Raw genomic sequence first — 20,642 nt, 5'->3', positions numbered from 1 at the left:
GAACTTTCGAACTAGCTCCAAAAAGTACCAAAATGAGCATTTTTGCCTTGCAGAGCAAGCTTTGTTTGCTACGAATTCAATAGCAAAACCTCACTTACAAATTCAGCTGCGCTCAGGGGTTTTCGGTTTGGGCCGCACGCTTCCAGGCCACAGCGGCCTGATCAGGGTCGTTCCGGCCCTCGGCCAGCACCGCCAAAGCCTGCCAGGCACGCCGGCAAAGACCGACGTCCTGGAGGCCGGAGCCTGCCTGCGTCAGCAATTGCTGGGCCTTGCCCCAGAGCTGACGCTTCATGCAGGCCATGCCGGCGAGGTACTGCAGATTGGCGTCGCGTGGATTGTTGCGCTGCGCCAACTCGATGCGTGCCAGCCATTCGGCGTCGACCGAGTCGAGCCCCGCCTCCAGTGCGCGCGTCAACTTCACGCGAAGGGAATCGCCCACGCTGTCCGGCTGCGCGACCATGCGGTTCCACACGGGCAACAACCAGTTGCGCGCCACGCCGGCGTCGCCTTGCAGCGCAACCATTCGCTGCGCGGCGTGGATCGCGACCTCGGGCATCTCGCGTTCACCGACCTCCAGCTGCGCCCAAGCGCCGCGCAACTGCGTCGGATCGTGCGCGCCCGACAGCAAATCGGTGGCCAGCCCGCGCACGATGCCTTGCGCCCCTGCCTCGGAAAACGCACCGTGCTTGGCGAGCATGCGTGCCGTCTCGAGCGCTTCGAGCGTGCGCTTGTCCTGCCGAGCCGCCTGGAGGTGAAGCCGCAGCGCCAGCGTGCGACGCTGCGCGCCTTGCGGCAACTCTGTCAGCCGTGCGAGTGCCGCCGGCGCATCCCGGTCTTCCAGCGCCCAGCGCGCAGCGCGCAGCTGGACGCCTTCGCGCGTTTCCGGCGTCGGCACGCCGGTGCCGCCGGCACTTTCGTTGAGCGCCTGCTGCAGATGCGCATCGCGCGCCGGATGGTCCTGCAAGGCTTGCGCACTCTCGGCAGCCAGCAAGTGCGCCAGCACCCGAACCTGCTGCGCCTGGGGCAGCTGCGCGTCGAGCGCGGCGAGGGTTCGCTCCTGCACCAAAGCAGTCTGTGCCGCCTTGCGTGCCCGCGAAAACCGGCCTGCCAGCAACTGCGCCAACGCGTCCAGGAGCGATGCATGCAGCACCCGCTCTTTTTGCTGCATTCGCCATTGCCGCGCCTGGCGGGGCAATGAAAACAGGGCCGAGAGACCGCGCAATGCCAGATGCAGCAGCACGAAGGCGCCAGTCAGCAAGAGCAGCACGAGGTTCAGCGACAGATCGACGCGCCACGGTGGCCAGAAAACAGTGATCGTCCCCTGGTTGTTGCCGGCGAACAGCGCCACCGCGGCCGCGATGCCGAACAGCGCCAGGAGCCAGAGCGCGATACGCATGCCCGCTAGCGCCCCGCGGCCGCGGTGGCCAACGCAGCGACGGTGTCGTCGATGCGCAGCGGCTCCGTCGACTTCACCTGCGCCTGCAACTGCTGAAGCAGCGTGGCGGCCGCCTGCGTGCGACGCGATGCCGGGTCGAAATAGCGGTTGAGCGTCGCGCTCACGGTGGCGAGCTCGGTGCGCGCGCTGTCGACCTGACGCGACAACAACGCGAGCCGCAGGTTCAGGAGCTTCAGCTTGAGATTTTCCCGCAGGAAGTAGGTTTGTTCCGGCGCCAGCAACACCGCCTCGGGTTGGTCGATGCGGCCGACGCGCACCAGCGAACGCGCCTCGCTGCGCACGGTGAGGAGCAGCCGCCGCCACCATGGCGCATCGGCCGGCACGGCGTCGGCCTGCCACTCGTTCAGGCCGCCACTGCGCGCGGCCACCGCATTGATCGTGGGCAGGTCGTCGACGCTGCGCATCAGGTCGTCGAGCTTGCGCAGCCCCTCGCTGCTGTCGCTGTTGGCACGGCTGCGGATGCGGTCGGCATCGCGCTGCATGGCGCGCTGCAAGGGCGCGAGCCGCGGTTGCGCCGCGCGCGCGATGCGCTGGTCGCCGGCCTTAAGCGCCGCCAGCAACGGCTCGGTGTTGCCGGTGACCTCGGCTTGCTGCAACGCCAGCCGGACCGCCGATTCGATGTCGACCACCAGGTTCTCGTCGCGTGAGCGCGAAAGACTCTGCATGAGTTCTTCGAGCTGCGAACGCTGCAGCGCCACTTCGCCGACTCGCGTTTCGGCGAGCGCGAGCCGCGCCGCGGTGTCGCGTACCGTTTCGTGTGCCTGGCGCGCCAGGGTGCGCGCTTCGAGCGATTGCGCGAGCGCATCGCCGCTCTGCCGGGCCAGTTGCTCCTGCATGTTGCCGACCTTCTGCCACAGCGCGATCGCGATCGCCAGGGCCACGAAGGCCACCAGCGCCAGCAGGCCGAACACGATGCGCGACAGGGTCTGCGCGGCAAGGCTCGCGTGCGCCGCGGGGGTCAGCGTCGCCGGCACCTGCGCCATCGCCACCGGCTCTTGCGGCAGGTCTTCGTTGGGCAGGGAAGCAGATGCGCTCATGCCAACGATTCTATCGACGCGACCAGCGACGCCTGGAGCGGCTGCGAGAGGCAAACCGTGCCGAAACCCGCATCCGCCGCGGCTTGCGCGATGCGCGGATGCGTCGCCACAGCGCGCGCAGCGTGCCAGTTCGCGGCGGGCATCGCCTGCTGCAGATTGGCGATGGCTTCCGAGCTGCTGAACAGCCAGATCGCCCGGCCCGATGCGCCCTCCGCGGCGATCGCTTGTTCATTGGCGGCGAATCCGGGCGCGAGTCGCCGATAGGCCACCACGGTGTCGCGCCGTGCGCCCGCCGCGTCGACTTCCTGCGCCAGCCAGTCACGCCCCGTCGGACGCCCCGACGCATCGCCGCCGCGCACGATCAGCACGCGCGCACCGGGCGTCACCTGCGCACGGACGTGCGCCCACAGCGCTTCGGAATCGAAGCGGCCTGCGTCGTGGGCGGGCGTGTCGATCGACGCTGCGGGCACCCCGGCCTGCCCCAGCGCGCGCGCCGTGCCGGGGCCGGTCGCCCACCAGCGCGGGAGGGGCTGCAAAGCCTCGGCCCGTTGGTGCCGGAAGAATTCTTCGACGGCCGCAGCGCTCACCGACATCACCGCTGCGTACGCGTCGATACGGCGCCAGGCCGCGCGCAACGGCTCGACATCGTCCACCGGCGCGATCTGGATGAGGGGCAGAGCGACGGCATCGACCCCGGCGGCGCGAAGGTCGTTCACCCACCGTTGCGCCTCGCGCAAGGGCCGCGTGACAATGACACGCACACCGCCCATCGTCGTCGCCTTCAGCCCGCGCCGCCGGCGCGCAACATCCCGGCCGCCCGTTCCCCGAGCGAGCGGGCCTCGGTCATGTCGTCGGCCCGGTCTTCCAGATGCACGCGGACCAGCGCGGACCGGCCTTCGGGGTCGCCCCAGGCAGCATCGATGCGCAAATGGCCGCTCGGCTGCCAACGCGCGTGCGCGGCCAGCGGCATCGAGCAGCTGCCGCCCATCGACCGGCTCACCGCGCGCTCGGCCGCGGTGGCGAGCCCGTCGCGCTGGCTGGCCAGCGGCGCCAGCGCCTCGATGAGGTCCACGCGATCCGCCCGCACTTCGATGCCCAGTGCGCCCTGCCCGGCCGCGGGCAGCAGGGTGTCGGGCTCGAAGGCGACGCGGATGCGGCTGGCGAGGTCGAGCCGGATCAAGCCCGCCGCGGCCAGCACGATCGCGTCGTACTGGCCCTCATCGAGCTTGCGCAAGCGGGTGTCGAGGTTGCCGCGCAAGGGCTCGATGCGCACGTCGGGACGCAGCGCCTTCAGCAGCACCACGCGGCGCAGGCTCGACGTGCCGACGACGGCGCCCTGCGGCAGCGCGTCCAGCGATGCATAGCGCGGCGACACCAGGGCATCACGCGGGTCTTCGCGCTCCAGCACGCAGGCCAGCACGAAGCCGGCGGGCAAGTCCATCGGTACGTCCTTGAGCGAATGCACCGCGATGTCGGCGCGACCGTCTTCAATGGCGGTTTCGAGTTCCTTAACGAACAAACCCTTGCCGCCGACCTTGCTCAGCGAGCGGTCGAGGATCTGGTCGCCCCGGGTGGTCATTCCGAGCAGGCTGACGCTGTGGCCCTTTTCTTGCAGCAGTGCCTTGACATGCTCTGCCTGCCACAAGGCCAGACGGCTTTCGCGCGTGGCGATCACGATGTTGCTCAAGGCCGTTTTCCAGTGGTAAAGAAGACCCGCGGAATGCTAGCATGTTGCGCTGCAGCAACGCCCCGCTATCCCTGTCACCCCGAGGAGATCAGTCGAAGTGAAGAACAACAAGACACCGCCTGCCACCAAACGCTCCGCGAGGAGCGAGGACCAGCCGCTCATCGACGACATCCGGCTTCTGGGCCGCATCCTCGGCGACGTGATCCGCGAGCAGGAAGGCGAAGCCACTTATGCGCTGGTCGAAAAGATCCGCACGCTGTCGGTGGCCTTCCGCCGCGATGCCGACCATCAGGCCGACCGCGCGTTGAAGAACCTGCTCAAGGGCTTGAGCGCCGCCGAGACGGTGCGCGTGATCCGCGCCTTCACTTATTTCAGCCATCTGGCCAACCTCGCGGAAGACCGCCACCTGATCCGCCGCCGGACCGACATCGACCGAGCCGGAGAAAGCGTCGACGGCAGCCTGCAGACGGCGCTCGCGCGCATCAAGAAGGCCGGCATCGCCCCGGCCGCCATCGTCGAAAGCCTCGCGCACAGCTACGTGTCGCCGGTGCTCACCGCGCACCCGACCGAGGTCCAGCGCAAGAGCATCCTGGACGCCGAACGCGGCATCGCGCAGCTCATCACGCTGCGCGACGAGATTCGCCAGCGCCAGCAACTCTTTGCCGGCCAGAAAGACGCGCTCACGCCGCTCGAGCTGGCCGACAACGAACAACAGATTCGCACCCGCGTCACGCAGATCTGGCAGACCCGCCTGCTGCGCTTTTCCAAGCTGACGGTGGCCGACGAAATCGAGAACGCGCTGAGCTATTACGAAGCGACCTTCCTGCGCGAGATTCCGCGCGTCTACGCCGAACTCGAACTCGCGCTCGGGCAGGACGGCACCGCGCCGATCGCGCCCTTCCTGCGCATGGGCCAGTGGATCGGCGGTGACCGCGACGGCAATCCGTACGTGACATCCGAAACGCTCGAGTACGCGCTCAAGCGCCAGTCGGAACTCGTGCTGCGCCACTACCTCACCGAAGTGCATTACCTCGGCGGCGAGCTGTCGCTGTCGGCCACGCTGGTCGATGTGTCGGTCGAGATGAGCACGCTCGCCGAGCGCTCGCCCGACACCAACGAACATCGCGTCGACGAGCCCTATCGCCGCGCGCTCACCGGCGTGTATTCGCGCCTTGCCGCGACGCTGAAAAAGCTCACAGGCGGCGACGCCGCGCGCCACGCAGTGGCACCGCAGAACCCGTACGCCAACGCGGAAGAGTTTCTCGCCGACCTGCGCACCGTGGCCGATTCGCTGCGCGAAAAACATGGCGGCGTGCTCATCGCCCACCGCATCGGACCCCTGATCCGCGCGGTCGAGGTGTTCGGCTTTCATCTCGCGACGGTCGACCTGCGCCAGAGTTCCGACAAGCACGAAGCCGTGGTGGCCGACCTGCTCAAGGCGGCGCGCATCGAGTCCGACTACAGCGCGCTCGACGAAGAGGCCAAGCAGGTGCTTTTGCTGAAGCTGCTCGACGACGCCCGGCCGCTGCGCGTGCCCGATGCCGACTACGAACCGCTCACCACCAAGGAGCTCGCCATCTTCGCGGCGGCCCGCACGATGCGCGCGACCTACGGCACCGCCGCCATCCGCCACTACATCATCAGCCACACCGAAACGGTCAGCGACCTGCTCGAAGCACTGGTGCTGCAAAAGGAGGTGGGCCTGCTGCGCGGCACGCTGAGCGCCGACGCGGTGGTCGACCTCATCGTGGTGCCGCTGTTCGAGACCATCGAAGACCTGCGCAATGCCGCGCCCATCGTGCGCGCGTATTACGCGCTGCCCGGGATCGCCGCGCTGGTGCAGCGCTCAGGCGCCGAACAGGACGTGATGCTCGGCTACAGCGACAGCAACAAGGACGGCGGCATCTTCACCAGCAACTGGGAGCTGTACCGCACCGGCACCGCGCTCGTCGCGCTGTTCGATGAGCTCGCCCTCGGCATCCGCCTGCGCATGTTCCATGGCCGCGGTGGCACGGTCGGTCGCGGCGGCGGACCGAGCTACCAGGCGATCCTCGCGCAGCCCCCCGGCACCGTGCGCGGCCAGATCCGGCTCACCGAACAGGGCGAAGTCATCGGCTCGAAATACGCCAACCGCGAGATCGGCCGGCGCAACCTCGAGACGCTCGTGGCAGCCACGCTCGAAGCGACCTTGCTGCCGCCGCCGAAAGCAGCGCCGGCCTCGTTCCTCGCGACCGCCAACGTGCTGTCGACGGCGAGCATGGCGGCCTACCGCAAGCTGGTCTACGAAACCCCCGGCTTCGGCGACTACTTCTTCGGCGCCACGCCGATCCGTGAGATCGCCGAACTCAACATCGGCTCGCGCCCCGCATCGCGCAATCCGAGCCACAAGATCGAAGACCTGCGCGCGGTGCCGTGGAGCTTCAGCTGGGGCCAGTGCCGGCTCACGTTGCCGGGCTGGTACGGCTTCGGCTCGGCCATTGAACAGTTCCTGGCCGACAGCAAGCCCGCCGAGCGCAAGGAGCGCGCTGTCCTGTTGCAGCGCATGTACGCCCAGTGGCCGTTCTTTCGCACGCTGCTGTCGAACATGGACATGGTGCTCGCCAAGAGCGACTTGGCGCTCGCATCGCGCTACGCCGAGCTGGTGGCCGATCGCAAGCTGCGGCAAAAGGTGTTTTCGATGATCGAGGCCGAGTGGCATCGCACGTCCGATGCGCTCACCCTCATCACCGGCGCCAAGCAACGGCTCGAAGGCAACGCCGACATGCAGCGCTCGGTGCGGCACCGCTTTCCGTACATCGATCCGCTGCACCACCTGCAGGTCGAACTGATGCGCCGCTATCGCGCGGGAGAAGGCGGTGAACGGCTTCAACGCGGCATCCACATTTCGATCAACGGGGTGGCTGCGGGGTTGCGCAACACGGGGTGAGTCGGGCTCAGTTCTCCGGGCGCTTAGGGATGGTCTGAACAAAGCGATTCCCAGCGTGCATCTGAGATGCCTGAAGGTCAGCGGCCCCCGCTGAAGCCGACTTCACATTGATTGGGGCACCGCGCGAAGGCAGATTGCGGCCCCTTTCGCCCTTGCACGCGAGTTTTGCCAGGCAGCACGCGCGCTCATCCCTGCATCGCAATCAATTTGTGCCGCACCATCCACAGGTTCGACAGCGCGAACAGTGTGACCAGTTGCGCCGTGTTCTTCTTCAATCCACGGTAGCGCACCTTCGCATGGCCGAACTGCCGCTTGATCACCCTGCACGGATGCTCGACCTTGGCGCGCACGCCAGCCTTGAGCTTCTCGACCTGGTCGATCAAGGCATCGATCGCGTTTTCTTGGACTGATGCATCTCGGGGTCCCGCTGGCCATCCTTGTTCTTGGTCGAGCTGGGCGCTGCGATCAACGTGGCATCGACCACCGTGCCGGCCTTGAGCAGCAAGCCTTTGCCGGTCAGAAGATCGTTGACGAGCGCGAGGATGTGCTCGGCCAGCTTGTGCTTCTCCAGCAGGTGGCGGAACCGAAGGATGGTGCTCTCGTCGGGCAATCGGCTGTCCCAGCCCAGGCTGGCGAACTCGCGGAACAAAGGCACGTCGTGCAGCGCCTCTTCCATCGCCGGATCCGACAGGGTGAACCACTGTTGCATGAAATGAATGCGCAGCATGGTCTCCACTTCGAAGGGTGGGCGGCCTTTCTTGCCTTCGGGGGCGAAGGGCGCCAGCAGTTCGACCAGCGCCGCCCACGGCACCACGCGCTCCATCTGCGCGAGGAACTCACGCTTGCGTGTGCGCTTGCTCGTGAGGTTAAGGCCCAGATCGCTTTGCTTCATGCATCACATCGTCGCCGCAGCCACACGATCAGACAAGCACACCGGGGATGGATTTATGCAGACTGTCCTTAGTACATGTTGCCGCGGGGCGAAGAAAGTCAGCATTCGCGCGTTGAGTGGTTATCTACACCGTAAATCTACTTACAAATGGTCTTCAGCGTATTTTGGTTACAAATATTGCTGTAGAAAATTTTATCCAGTACGGTGTTTCCGTCGCGACTTGGGTGAATTTCATCACGATAGAGAGCTGGCGTCCATTCGACAGAATCCGCAACCTTGAAAATTCGCACATTCCTCGAAATACTTTTCTCTATATCAGGAATCAACGCATTAAGACGATTTGTTGAAATATTTCCAGCCTTCAGTTCGCCAATGTCGGGATACAAAAATAAATAGATTGGCTTATTAAATTTTTCTGCAACCTCATTAAAATCATTGCGCCATTCCCTCTTGGCCACTTTAAGTTGAGATGGTGACGGCTGAGGCCTCTCCTTGAGCAGGTACTTTTTTGCCAAATATATAATTCCAGGAAAAGGATGATGCCGTGGGTGCGTCATTTCAGACGCCCAGCTGGACGGCTCGTCAAAATCACCAGAATTTGACAACCAAATAATAGCGTCAATTTTTTCAAGAAGATCGCGATGCTGTTTCAAGTAGGTCAACTCGTTTTGCAGCGCCCAACTCCCTGCGGAAATCGGCCACACCTGCCAATTGGTCAGCTTTTCCAACTGCGGTCCCAACCGATCTTCCTCGGAAATTGGATTGCCGCCAAGCACTAGAGAGTCCCCGATCAACAACACATTGAAACGATTAGAGTCGGGTTTGAATGGGCCAGCGCCCATACTAAACTCATTGAATCGCCAATCATGGGATCGCAAAAATGAACCCGACTGATTTGGAGCTGGGATATAGCCAATTTCCTTATCTGCCATATAAATCGGGAAATCAACCATTCCAGATAATTGCACAGCGGCTTCGCCCAGAGCTAGAACGGCGATTAACGCCAACACTAAAATTCTCTTCTTGATCTTCATGCGTTTCCCCAGTGCGATTTAAGTTTTAAAGTTTACCAATTGTAAACAAAAGATCTGATTTCTCGGTCGATACTGCTCGGGGAATGCTCAGCTTGTGCGCTTCGTCACGAGTCGGCCAAAAAAAGCACCTTAACCACGCAGGCACCACCCAACGCGGGACCACTCGATGATCGAGGCCGAGTGGCATCGCACGTCCGATGCGCTCACCCTCATCACCGGCGCCAAGCAACGGCTCGAAGGCAACGCCGACATGCAGCGCTCGGTGCGGCACCGCTTTCCGTATATCGATCCGCTGCACCACGTGCAGGTCGAACTGATGCGCCGCTATCGCGCGGGAGAAGGCGGTGAACGGCTTCAACGCGGCATCCACATTTCGATCAACGGGGTGGCTGCGGGGTTGCGCAACACGGGGTGAGTCGGGCGGCACCGGCCCGAACCCGGCAAACTCCACCTCCTTGCCAGAACAAGAGGTGCCATTGAAATCCGACAAGACAGTCGCCGCCGCGCGCGAAGACGCCTATCGCCAGCAGACGCTCAGGCGCCTGCAGCTCACTGCATTCGAAATGGGCACGACGGCCGTGCTGGGGTCGGCGGTGGCCCTGCTGGCGCGGCTGCTGATTCCCACACCGGAGTACGTCTGGCTGCGGGTGCTGCTGCTGCCGATGACGGCGCTGTTCGCCTTCATCATCGTCCGGGCGCCTTCGGTTCGCGCCTACGGCTTCGCGTGCATGGCGACCATTGCCACGGTGAGCTTCAACAGCTACCTGGGCGCGTTGGGCACCGACCGACCGCTGATTTACTTCGTGCCGGCGGCCGCGATCATCGTGTTGACGAGCAGCTTCTTCTGGATCACGCTGGGCCAGTGGATCGGCGGCGCGCTGGCCTGCTACGCCATGTTCCTGCCTTTCCTGATCGATTACACCGCCAGCCGCACCGACACGGTGTTCAGCGTGCTGTTCGCGGTGATGGCCCTCGTCACGGGTCTGGTCAGCCACCTCCGACTGCAGGACTACCAGCAACGCGCTTTCGACCAGGAATGCCAGTTGGCCGAGCTGTCGGTCACCGACACGCTCACCGGCGCCCGGAGCCGGGCGGAGTTCCTGCAACTGGCCGAAACCGCGGCCGCCCGGGCGCGCGCGTCCGGCGCGCCGCTCACGCTGCTCTATCTGGACATCGATCATTTCAAGCGCCTCAACGACGGTCACGGCCACGCGGCCGGTGATGCCGTGTTGCGCAGCATGTCGGACGTGTTGCGGCAGGCATTGCGCGCCAGCGACGTGTTGGGCCGGCTGGGCGGGGAAGAATTCTGCGTTCTGCTGCCCGACCAGGGGGAAGACAAGGCCCTGAAACTCGCGGTTCGCCTGCGCCTGCTGCTGGCAGCCGTGCCGCGGCCCGACGGACAACTCACCGTGTCGGTCGGCGTGGCCGGCATGCGCAACGGCGAAGCCGTCCTGGAAACGCTGCACCGAGCCGACCTGGCCATGCTCAAGGCCAAACAATCTGGTCGCGACACGGTGCGCGTGGCAGACGCCTCCGCGACACCAGTAGCGTAGGATGGGCCGCGTCGGTGCCCGTTGTGCGCCGCCTCCTACGCTCACAACCGCTGCAACGGCGGTGTTCCCGGCAAGGTTCCGGACTACCCTGAAGTCCACCACACAGCTTGCTTTTTTTGCGCATTTTTCATTGCGCAGCGGCTGCAAGGCCGTCACAGGGAATCCCCATGTCAACGCCCCAGTCCTCCGCTCTTTCGCAAGCCGATTTCGTCACCGGTGATGTCAATGCACTCGCGTTGCATATGCGAGATTGCGCGCGGGCGCATGGCAGGATGTTCTCGCTGCGCAGCGGCATGCAGCGCGTGCACTCGATCGCGGCTGGCCGCATCGTGACGGTGGCGTTTGCAGCCCTGGTGATTGCACTCGGCATGGTGGCCCTCGCCTGACGCGTGGCTGCCGATACCCTCTTCGATCGCCTCGACTCGCTCAGCGACTACGCACTCCAGCTTCTCACCCGACCGCACGACGCGGTTGAACCTCCGATTCGTGCCGAGCTCTTCGGCTCACAGCGCTTCGAGCAGCACGGGCGCAGCCTCGCGCGCGCGCAGGTGGTGCAGGACGAGAACGCGGCCATTGGCGGCGCGCCGTTCTTTCCGCGCGTCGACGAGAACCTCGCTTCGCTGCGCAGCGCCTTCGACTACATCGCGCTGACCTCGCGCACCGGGCGCTATGTGTCGCCGGCGGCCGAATGGCTGCTCGACAACTTCCATCTGGTCGAAGCGCAGCTGCAGCAAATCCGCGAGGGGGTTCCGCGCAGCTACTACGCGCGCCTGCCCAAGCTGGAGGCGCCGCCGCTGGCGGGCCTGCCGCGCGTCTACGGCATCGCGTGGGCCTATGTGGCGCATACCGACAGCGTGCTGAACCAGGCGCTGTTCACCGCCTTCCTGGACGCCTACCAGGACATCGACGAACTCACCCTCGGCGAGCTCTGGGCGCTGCCGACCACGCTGCGCGTCGTGCTGCTCGAGAACCTCCGGCGGGTCGCCGAGAGCATCGCCGCGAACAAGGTGGCGCGCGAGGTCGCGCATGCCGCGTGGGACGCGGCCGCCACGCTGTCGGTGCAAGACCTCGACGTGCTTTACCGCGGGCTCCAAAGCCGCGGCCTCGAAGACAGCTACCTCACCCAGCTGTGGCAGCGCCTGCCGGTCGAGCACGGTGACAACGCGCCACCGCTGGTGCGCTGGACCGAACAGCACTGCCCGAGCGGCCCTGCGCTGATCGGCGTGGCGCATGCCGACCAGGCGGCCGCCAACCTCACGGTCGGCAACATCATCACCACGTTGCGGCTGATCGGCCAGGTCGAGTGGGCCGACCTGATCGAGCCGGTGAGCCGTTCGCTGCGCGTGCTGCGCGAGCTCCCGAGCTTTGCCGACGAAAGCGAGCTCACGCGCCAGCAGATCACGCACGCGATGGAGCAGGTCGCGCGCACCACGCAACGGCCCGAACGCGAAGTGGCGCAAGCCGTGGTGCGTCTCGCGTGCGCGGTGCCGCCCGATGGCGCGGCGCCCTGCACCGCAGGCTATTACCTCTTCGGCCGTGGCCGGCGGGTGCTCATCGGCGCGCTGCGACCGACGGTTTCAGACAGCGGCAGCGACAGAGCCGTCAGTGGCCGCGCGACGAACGCCGCACGCGACGGGTCGTTGCGCCTGCCGCTCTACGTGGGCACCGTCGTCGCCAGCACCGCGCTGGTGCTGATGCTCGTGGTGCATTTCCTGCACAAGGCCGGCTGGCCGGATGCGGGATGGATGACCACGCTGGCGCTCGCGCTGCTGCTCTGGCCGCTGTCCGAATCGGTGATGGCGCTGGTGCATCGCATCGTCGCCGAATCGGCGCGCGTACAGCCCCTGCCGCGCCTCGAATTCCCCGACGGCATCCCGTCTGCCCACCGCGTGCTGGTCGTCGTACCCGCCATGCTGACGTCGGTGCGCGGCAGCGCCCAACTCGCGCGCCGGCTCGAACTGCACTGGCTCGCCAACCGGGAAGACAACGCCCAGTTCGCCTTGCTGACCGACTGGGCCGATGCACCGCAGCAGTCGCTGCCCGCCGATCAGCCGCTGCTCGACGAGGCGCTGCAACGCATCGCCGACCTGAATGTGCGCTACCCCGCCGGCAACGGCGAGCCGCCCCGCTTTCTGCTGCTGCAGCGACCGCGTACTTGGAGCGAGACCGAACGACGCTGGATGGGTTGGGAACGCAAGCGCGGCAAGCTCGAAATGCTGGTGCGGTGGCTGGCCACCGGCGACGCCAGCGGCTACCTGCCCCTGGCCGAGGGCCTCCAACTCGCGCAGCAGGCGCCGTATATCGTCACGCTCGACAGCGATACCGGCCTGCCGCCCGGCGCATTGCGCGAACTGGTGGCCATTGCCGCGCATCCGCTCAACACACCGCAGATCGACCCGGCGACGCGGCGCGTCACGCACGGCTTCGGCATCCTGCAGCCGCGCATCGTGACGCCGTTTCCGGAACGCCACGAGCGCTCGTTCTTCCATTGGCTGTTCGCTGGCCAGTGCGGGCTCGACCCCTACAGCAGTGGCGCCTCCGACATCTACCAGGATCTCTTCGGCACCGGTTCCTTCACCGGCAAGGGCCTGCTTCACGTGAGCGCCATGCACGATACGCTGGACCGCCGCCTGCCCGAAGGCGCGGTGCTGAGCCACGACCTGCTCGAAGGCACGGTGGCGCGCTGCGCCGTGGTGAGCGACCTCGTGCTCATCGAAGACCATCCGCACCACGCCGGCGTGGCGGGCTCCCGCGTGCACCGCTGGACGCGCGGCGACTGGCAACTGCTGCCCCTGATGCTGCGCGCCGGCCGTTACGGCATCGATGCGCTCGGCCTCTGGAAGATGGCCGACAACCTGCGCCGCTCGACGGTGGTGCCGGTATCGGTCTTGCTGCTGGTCTGGGTCGTGTTCACCGGCGCGCTGCCCTTGCAGTGGACGCTGGCCGCCGTGGGCAGTGCGCTCATCCTCGGACCGCTGCTCGGCGCGCTGGCCGGCCTGGTGCCCACGCGCCGGTCCATCGAGCTGCGCCACTTCTTCGACGTCGGCTTCGTCGACCTGCTGCGCGGCCTCGCCAGCGCGGCCTGGCAGTTCGTGCGACTCTTCTCGCAGGCACGCCTCTTGGTCGACGCCACGCTGCGCGCGCTTTGGCGCCTCGGCGTCAGCCGCCGTCACCTCCTCGAATGGACGACCGCCGACCAGGCACAGGCACAGGCGCGCTATCACCTGGTGCCCTTCCTGCGCGCCGGCCTCACCACGATCACGCTGTGCACCGCGCTGGCCATCGCCGCGCACTGGACGCGCCACCCGTGGCTGGCACCGGCGCTCTTCGTGGTGTGGGCCTGCGGCCCCTTGCTCTCGTGGTGGAGCAGCCGCGTGCCGCACGCCGATGCCCCGGCGTATCCGCTCAGCGACGACCACCGCGACTACCTCGCCACGCTCGCGCGCGACACTTGGCGCTTCTTCGAGCACGTGGTCGGCCCGGACGACAACCACCTGCCGCCGGACAACCTGCAGCTCGAACCGCAGCCGACGCTCGCGCACCGCACCTCGCCCACCAACATCGGCATGTACATGCTGGCGGCCTGTTGCGCGCGCGAGTTCGGCTGGACCGATTCGGCCGGCCTCGCGACGCGCCTGAACGCCACGCTCGACACGATCGACCGAATGGACAAGCACCAGGGCCATCTCTACAACTGGTACGACACGCAGTCGCTGCGCCTCTTGCCGCCGGCCTACGTGTCGAGCGTCGACAGCGGCAATTTCGCCGGCCACCTCATCGCCGTCGCGCAGGCCTGCCGTGCCTTCGCGGCACAGGACGGCGCCGAGGCCGCCGCGCTGGAGACCTTGGCGAAGCGCTGCGAAGCGCTGAGCGACGGCATGGACTTCAGCGGCCTCTATGACGCCAAGCGTCACCTGTTCCACATCGGACTGCGGGTGGAAGACAACGCGCTCGACGCGAGCTATTACGACCTGCTGGCCTCGGAGTCGCGCCTGCTCAGCTTCCTGGCGATCGCCAAGGGCGATGCGCCGCGGCGACACTGGATGGCGCTCGGCCGGCCTTTCCTCTCGGTCGGCGACAAGCCCAGCCTCAAGTCGTGGTCGGGCTCGATGTTCGAGTACCTGATGCCGGCGCTGGTGATGCCCGAACCCGACAACGGCCTGCTGCAAGTGGCCAACCGCGCCGCCGTGGCCGAGCAACAGGCCTTCGGGCAGGCGCAGCAACTGCCCTGGGGCGTTTCGGAATCGGCCTACTTCGCGCAGGACCATTCGCTCGCCTTCCAGTACTCGCCCTTCGGCGTGCCGCGCCTCGCGCTGCGCAGGACGCCGCCGACCGACCGCGTCGTCGCACCGTACGCGAGCGCGATGGCGACGCTGATGGCGCCCGACGATGCGGTGGTCAACCTGCGTCTGCTCGAGTCGATGGGCGCGCGCGGCGAATTCGGCTTCTTCGATGCGGTCGATTTCACCGTGTCGCGGCAGCCGGAAGGCCAGCCTTCGACCGTGGTGCGCAATGTGATGGCGCACCACCAGGGCATGTCGCTGGTCGCGCTGTGCAACGTGCTGAGGGACGATGCGCCGCGCCGTTGGTTCGCCAGCGCGCCGCTGGTCGAGGCCCATGTGTCGCTGCTGCACGAACGCACGCCGCGCCAGATCATCGGCAGCGCCGACCCGCGCACGCCGCCCGAGCCGACCGAGGGCGAAGCGCCGCCGGTGTTCCAGCCGCGCGCGGTCGATCCCTCGGCGCCCGGTTTCCAGCCCACGCACCTGCTGTCGAACGGCCGCTACACGGTGGCATTGCGCGCCAACGGCGCCGGCGTGAGCCGCTGGCGTTCGTTCAACGTCACGCGCTGGCGCGACGACCCGCTGCGCGACAGCTACGGCACCTTCTTTTACCTGCGCGACGTCGGCGATCGCGTGCTCACCTCGGTCACGGCCCTGCCGGCACCCGGCGCCGACTGGCAGTACCGCGCGCGCTTCCTGGCCGACCAGGTGCAGTTCGATGCGAAGGCGCCCGGCCTGCAGGTGCGCACCACCGTGCTCATCAGCCCGAGGACGACACCGAGCTGCGCACCGTCGCGATCCACAACACCGGCGACACCCCGCGCACGATGGAACTGATCTCGTACTTCGAGCCGGTGCTGTCGAACCCGAAAGCCGACGAGGCGCATCCGGCCTTTGCCAACCTGTTCGTCGAAACGCGCTGGGAAGCGGGATGGCGCGCGCTGCTGCTGTCGCGCAAGCCACGGCTGCACGGCGACCCGGTGGTGGCCGCCGCGCACTTCGTGGCCTCGGTCGATGCGCACGTGCTGTCGGTCGACTGCATGGTCGACCGCCGTGCCTTCATCGGGCGCAATCGCACGCTGGCCACGCCCGCGCTCGATCCGCAGCCGATGGCGACCGACGGCACGCCGATCAACGGGCTCGACGCCATCGCCTGCCTGCGCGTGAAGCTCGAGATCGCCCCCGGCGCCACGGCGCGCGTCACCTTCGCCACCGCCGCCGACGACAACGTCGCAGCGCTGGAACCCGCCATCGACCGCTACCTGCAACCGATGCACGTGGCGCGCGCGGCCCGCATGGCGGCCACGCTGGCGCAGGTGCGGCTGCGCGACCTGAGCATCGACCCGGCGCAGAACCTCGCGCTGCAAGACCTCACGACCATCCTCACCTACACGACGCCGCGCGTCATGCGCGACCGCGGCCTCATCGACCTGCGCCAGATCTGGCGCTTCGGCATTTCGGGCGACAAGCCGATCGTGCTGGTGCTGATCCACTCGCTCACCGGCATGCGCCTCATCAACACCCTGCTGCGCGCCCAGCCGTGGTGGGGTTTCGGCGGCGTGGCCTGCGACCTGGTGGTGATCAACAGCGAGCCGAATTCGTACCTGATGCCGCTGCAACGCGAGATCGAGGCGCTGCGAGCCCGGGTCGGGCAGGAAACGCAGAACAGTTTTCCGCGCAACGACGCGGCCGGCTTCTACCTGCTGCGCGACCAGGACGTTGCGCCCTCGGAAAAGGCGGCGCTGTCGAGCTTGGCACGCGCCGTGTTCAGCGCCGACGGCCGCGCGCTCGAAGTGCAGGTGGCGGCCGCGTTGCGCGATGCCTCGGCCGCCGCTTCGCCGTCGACGGCCACCGACGCCCCCAGGCCGCGCAGCATTCCGCTCGCGGCGCTGCCGTCCTTCGGCCAGCTGGCCGAGAGCGTGACCGCGCCGCAGGGCGGCTTCGACGCGCCGACGGGCGAGTTCACCTTCGAGGTCGACCTGAACCGCCGCACGGCGCGGCCCTGGGTCAACGTGATCGCCAACGCATCGTTCGGTTTCCAGGTGTCCGAGGCCGGCACCGGCTACACCTGGGCGGTGAACAGCCGCATGCACCAGGTCACGCCGTGGTCGAACGACCCGGTGACCGACCCGGCCTTCGAGCACTGGCTGCTGCAGGACCTCGACACCCGCGAGCTGCTGCCGCTGACGCCGGCCGGGCGCGGCGCGGTCGCGGCGCGACACCGCGTTCGCCACGGCCAGGGCTACACGGTGTTCGAGTGCCTTCACCACAACCTCGTGCTCGAAACCACCTTCTTCGCCGACCGCGACGACCCGGTGAAGCTGGTGCACGTCAGCGTGCGGCACGAGGGCATCGGCTCGCGCCGGCTGCGCGCACTCGCGATGGTCGAGTGGCAGCTTGGCGACAAGCGCGGCGACCGCCGCACCGTCCACACCTGGAAGCCGGAAGACCAGCCGGCCGTGTTCGGGCAACAGCGCGAATCGGGCGGCGGCTTCGGAGGCAGCACGGCCTTCGTGCAGCTCGCCGGACTCGATACGCTGAACGGCGGCATCACGCAATGGACCTGCGACCGCAGCGAATTCTTCGCCGGCCGCGGCACGGTGGAACTGCCCGACACGCTGGCGCAACGCGCCGGCAGCGGCCTCGATGCCTGCGCCGCGATCGCCGGCGAATTCACGCTCGCGCCGGGCGCGACCGCCCGCTTCACCTTCGTGCTCGGCCATGCCGCCGATGCCGACGCGGCCACGCAGCTCGCGCGCCGCTGGCAGCAGCGCGACGTGCCGCAAGCGCTCTCGCAAGCGCGCGGCTTCTGGGACGAATTGCTCGGCCGTCTGCAGGTGCGCACGCCCGATCCGCTGTTCGATGCGATGGTCAACCGCTGGCTGCCGTATCAAACGCTGGTGTGCCGACTGTGGTCCAAGGCCGGCTTCTACCAGGCTGGTGGCGCCTTCGGTTTCCGCGACCAGTTGCAAGATGCCATGGCCTTCGCCCTGACCGACCCCAAGCGGCTGCACGACCAGATCCTCGTCAACGCCGCGCGGCAATTCCCCGAAGGCGATGTGCAGCACTGGTGGCACATGCCCGGCGGTGCCGGCGTGCGCACGCATTTCTCCGACGACCTGCTGTGGCTGCCCTACGCCTGCGCCCACTACGTCGAGGTGACCGGCGACCACGCGGTGCTCGATGCGATCGTGCCGTTCATCGACGGCCCCGGCATTCCGGACGGCGCTGAAGACGCGTACTACGCGCCGCAGGTCACCGGCCAGGTGGCGAGCCTGTTCGAACATGCGGCCCGCGCCATCGACCACAGCCTGAAGACCGGCGTGCACGGTCTGCCGCTGATGGGCACCGGCGACTGGAACGACGGCATGAACCGTGTCGGCCACGAAGGCAAGGGCGAATCGGTCTGGCTCGGCTGGTTCTTGTGCAGCGTGGTCGCGCAGTACCTCCCGCTGGCCGAAGCCCGCGGCGAGCACGAACGCGTCGCGCGCTGGACCGACGCACGGCAAGGCTGGATCGCTGCACTGCACGACGCCGGCTGGGACGGCGCCTGGTTCCGTCGGGCCTTCTTCGACAACGGCGCACCGCTCGGCTCGTCGGCCAACGACGAATGCCGCATCGACCTGATCGCGCAGGCGTGGTCGGTCATCTCCGGCGCGTCGAGCGAGCAGTTCACCAAGCCCGCGATGGCCTCGCTCGAATCGCATCTGCACGACGAGCCCGCGGGCTTGTTGCGCCTGTTGGCACCGCCGCTCGCGAACTCAGTCAACAGCCCCGGCTACATCCAGGCCTATCCACCGGGTGTGCGCGAAAACGGCGGCCAGTACTCGCACGCCGCCGTGTGGGGCCTCATGGCACAGGCGCTGCAGGGCGACGTCGACGCGGCGTGGCAGAGCTTCGAGGGCCTCTCGCCCGCCCACCGCGCGCGCCATCCCGAGCGCGGCCCGCTCTACGAGATCGAGCCCTACGTGATGGCCGGCGACATCTACGGCGCGGCGCCCTATGTGGGCCGCGGCGGCTGGAGCTGGTACACCGGGTCCGCCGCGTGGCTGCACCGCGCTGCCATCGAGACCCTGCTCGGCCTCGAAGTGCGTGGCGACAAACTCGCTGTGACGCCCCGCATTCCGAGCCACTGGCCAGGCTTCGAGATCACCCTGAATCTCGACGGCCGCACGCTCACCATCCGCTGCAGCCGCGACACCCATCACGGGCAGGAGAGCGGTGCGACGCACGCGGCGCCGGGCGAATGGGTCTCGCGGACCGCACTGCCGGATGGTGGTGTGCTGCATCTGAAGATCTGACCTGGGGCGGGGTTGCCGTTCAGGGCGGGGCCGAGGGCGGCGGGTAGCCCCTCCCGATTGACATCCTCCTCACGGGGCGAATGTTATGCAACTATGATGGTTGCATGAAACAAAACAGCCGACTCTCCGATGTTCTGCATGTGCTTCTTCATTTAGCGCACGCTGAAGCTCCGGTCACTTCGGAGGTGCTCGCCGCGGCGATGAGCACCAACCCTGTCGTGCTCCGCCGGCTGATGTCCGGCTTGCGCGAGGCAGGCTTCATCACGTCCGAAAAGGGGCACGGCGGCGGCTGGGTGATGGCCGCGCCGCTGGAAAGCGTCACGCTGCACGATGTGCACATGGCACTGGGCGCTCCTGCGCTGGTGTCCCTCGGATTTCGGGAGGACCGGCCCGAATGCTTGGTCGCGCAGGTCGTCAATGACTCACTTCGGACTGCGATGCAGGAGGCGGAGGCCTCTTTGTTATCGCGTCTGGAAGGTATCACTTTGGCCCAGCTGTCGAAGGGTTTCGACAGCCGCTTGAGGGCACATCGACCGGCGAAAGGGGCCGCCATCCATCGTTTGGAGGACCACCATGGTCAAGACTGAGTTCGCTGTCATCGGCGGAAGCTACGCCGGCCTGTCGGCAGCCCTGCAACTGGCCAGGGCGAGGCGGAACGTGACCGTCGTCGATGCCGGCCTGAGACGCAATCGCTTCGTCGATGAGGCTGGCGGTACATCCCACGGGTTCCTGTCGCGTGATGGCGTGGCGCCCGGCGCCATCGCGGCGGAGGCCCGTCGGCAGCTGTTGCGCTATCCGACCGTGCGATGGCTGGATGGCCTCGCAGAGGAAGCCTCGCAGCGCGAGGACGGGCGCTTCGGCTTTCAGGTCGGCGGTGAGAGCGTGGACGCGGCGCGGCTTGTGTTGGCCACCGGCGTGCGGGATGAGTTGCCGCCTGTCTCGGGTCTGGCCGAGCGCTGGGGGCGGAGCATCTTTCACTGCCCCTATTGCCACGGGTATGAACTGGAGGCCGGCCCCATCGGCATCATTGCGGCATCGGAGTTGGCCCACCACCACGCTGTGATGCTGACCGATTGGGGAACGCCCACCCTGTTCCTCAACGATGCCTACCGGCCGTCAGAGGATGACCTTGCCGCTTTCGCGCGTCGCGGCACACGAGTGGAGGCGGCACGCATCGTTCGCATCGACGGGGTGGCCGATGTGGTTCTGGCCGATGGGCGCACGCTGTCGATGAACGGGCTTTTCACGCAGCCACGCACGCACCTCGCCAGCCCCATCGCGGCACAACTGGGTTGCACGCTGACGCAGGGGCCCATGGGGGCCTTTATTCAGGTGGACGCCATGCAGCAAACGTCTGTGTCAAATGTTTTTGCCTGCGGCGATGCAGCGCGTGCAGCGGGCAACATCGCAATGGCAGTCGCCGATGGCGCGATGGCGGGGGTCGCCGCACACAGGTCGACCATGGTTTAGATC

General features: G+C 67.0%; 11 protein-coding genes and 3 pseudogenes. 8 read left to right on the top strand and 6 right to left on the bottom strand.

Annotated features, from left to right (window positions below):
* Positions 1–112: 112 nt before the first annotated feature.
* From AX767_RS14945 to hemC, 4 genes are read right to left on the bottom strand one after another with little or no spacing between them, the layout of a single operon-like run.
* Positions 113–1,396: a heme biosynthesis HemY N-terminal domain-containing protein gene (locus AX767_RS14945; protein WP_068632060.1), complete on the bottom strand. Its 1,284-nt coding sequence runs from the start codon at positions 1,394–1,396 to the stop codon at positions 113–115.
* Positions 1,397–1,401: 5 nt separating this feature from the next.
* Positions 1,402–2,493: a uroporphyrinogen-III C-methyltransferase gene (locus AX767_RS14940; RefSeq protein WP_156481046.1), complete on the bottom strand. Its 1,092-nt coding sequence runs from the start codon at positions 2,491–2,493 to the stop codon at positions 1,402–1,404.
* Positions 2,490–3,263 carry a uroporphyrinogen-III synthase gene (locus AX767_RS14935; RefSeq protein ID WP_068632059.1) on the bottom strand — a complete coding sequence of 258 codons (774 nt, stop codon included), beginning with the start codon at positions 3,261–3,263 and terminating at the stop codon, positions 2,490–2,492. Before AX767_RS14935 ends, AX767_RS14940 begins: the two co-directional genes overlap by 4 nt.
* Before the next feature lie 11 nt (positions 3,264–3,274).
* Positions 3,275–4,180 (bottom strand): hydroxymethylbilane synthase, encoded by a 906-nt coding sequence (hemC, locus tag AX767_RS14930; RefSeq protein WP_068632058.1) that lies wholly within the window; start codon positions 4,178–4,180, stop codon positions 3,275–3,277.
* A gap of 97 nt (positions 4,181–4,277) precedes the next feature.
* On the opposite strand from hemC, the gene ppc reads away from it, so the two are divergent.
* Positions 4,278–7,106 carry a phosphoenolpyruvate carboxylase gene (gene ppc / locus AX767_RS14925; RefSeq protein WP_068632057.1) on the top strand — a complete coding sequence of 943 codons (2,829 nt, stop codon included), beginning with the start codon at positions 4,278–4,280 and terminating at the stop codon, positions 7,104–7,106.
* A 185-nt stretch (positions 7,107–7,291) separates the two neighbouring features.
* Here the strand turns inward: ppc and AX767_RS14920 are convergent.
* Positions 7,292–7,998 (bottom strand): annotated as a pseudogene (locus AX767_RS14920) (IS5 family transposase).
* 137 nt (positions 7,999–8,135) lie between these two features.
* Positions 8,136–9,032: a hypothetical protein gene (locus AX767_RS21400; RefSeq protein ID WP_156481045.1), complete on the bottom strand. Its 897-nt coding sequence runs from the start codon at positions 9,030–9,032 to the stop codon at positions 8,136–8,138.
* 163 nt (positions 9,033–9,195) lie between these two features.
* Here AX767_RS21400 and AX767_RS14915 point away from each other — a divergent pair.
* From AX767_RS14915 to AX767_RS14895, 7 genes and pseudogenes are all read left to right on the top strand, one after another.
* Positions 9,196–9,447 (top strand): annotated as a pseudogene (locus AX767_RS14915) (phosphoenolpyruvate carboxylase); the annotation flags it as partial.
* A gap of 61 nt (positions 9,448–9,508) precedes the next feature.
* Positions 9,509–10,585: a GGDEF domain-containing protein gene (locus AX767_RS14910; RefSeq protein WP_068632055.1), complete on the top strand. Its 1,077-nt coding sequence runs from the start codon at positions 9,509–9,511 to the stop codon at positions 10,583–10,585.
* A 167-nt stretch (positions 10,586–10,752) separates the two neighbouring features.
* A complete protein-coding gene (locus AX767_RS21040) occupies positions 10,753–10,971 on the top strand; it encodes a hypothetical protein (RefSeq protein WP_082755026.1) in 219 nt (72 codons plus the stop codon).
* A 1,023-nt stretch (positions 10,972–11,994) separates the two neighbouring features.
* A pseudogene (locus tag AX767_RS21925) lies at positions 11,995–16,022 on the top strand (glucoamylase family protein); the annotation flags it as partial.
* Between the two features lie 117 nt (positions 16,023–16,139).
* Positions 16,140–19,169, top strand: coding sequence for a GH36-type glycosyl hydrolase domain-containing protein (locus AX767_RS21920; protein ID WP_443082782.1), 3,030 nt, complete (start codon positions 16,140–16,142; stop codon positions 19,167–19,169).
* 104 nt (positions 19,170–19,273) lie between these two features.
* Positions 19,274–19,756, top strand: a complete 483-nt coding sequence (locus AX767_RS14900; RefSeq protein WP_068632054.1) for an Rrf2 family transcriptional regulator — start codon at positions 19,274–19,276, stop codon at positions 19,754–19,756.
* Complete coding sequence (locus AX767_RS14895; protein ID WP_068632053.1) at positions 19,743–20,639, top strand: NAD(P)/FAD-dependent oxidoreductase; 897 nt, start codon at positions 19,743–19,745, stop codon at positions 20,637–20,639. The genes AX767_RS14900 and AX767_RS14895 overlap by 14 nt, the downstream gene beginning before the upstream one ends.
* Positions 20,640–20,642: the final 3 nt, after the last annotated feature.

Source organism: Variovorax sp. PAMC 28711 (assembly GCF_001577265.1).
GTDB lineage: Bacteria > Pseudomonadota > Gammaproteobacteria > Burkholderiales > Burkholderiaceae_C > Variovorax.
The sequence above is the reverse complement of the archived record's forward strand: the minus strand, read 5'-3'. Positions and strand labels throughout refer to the sequence as shown.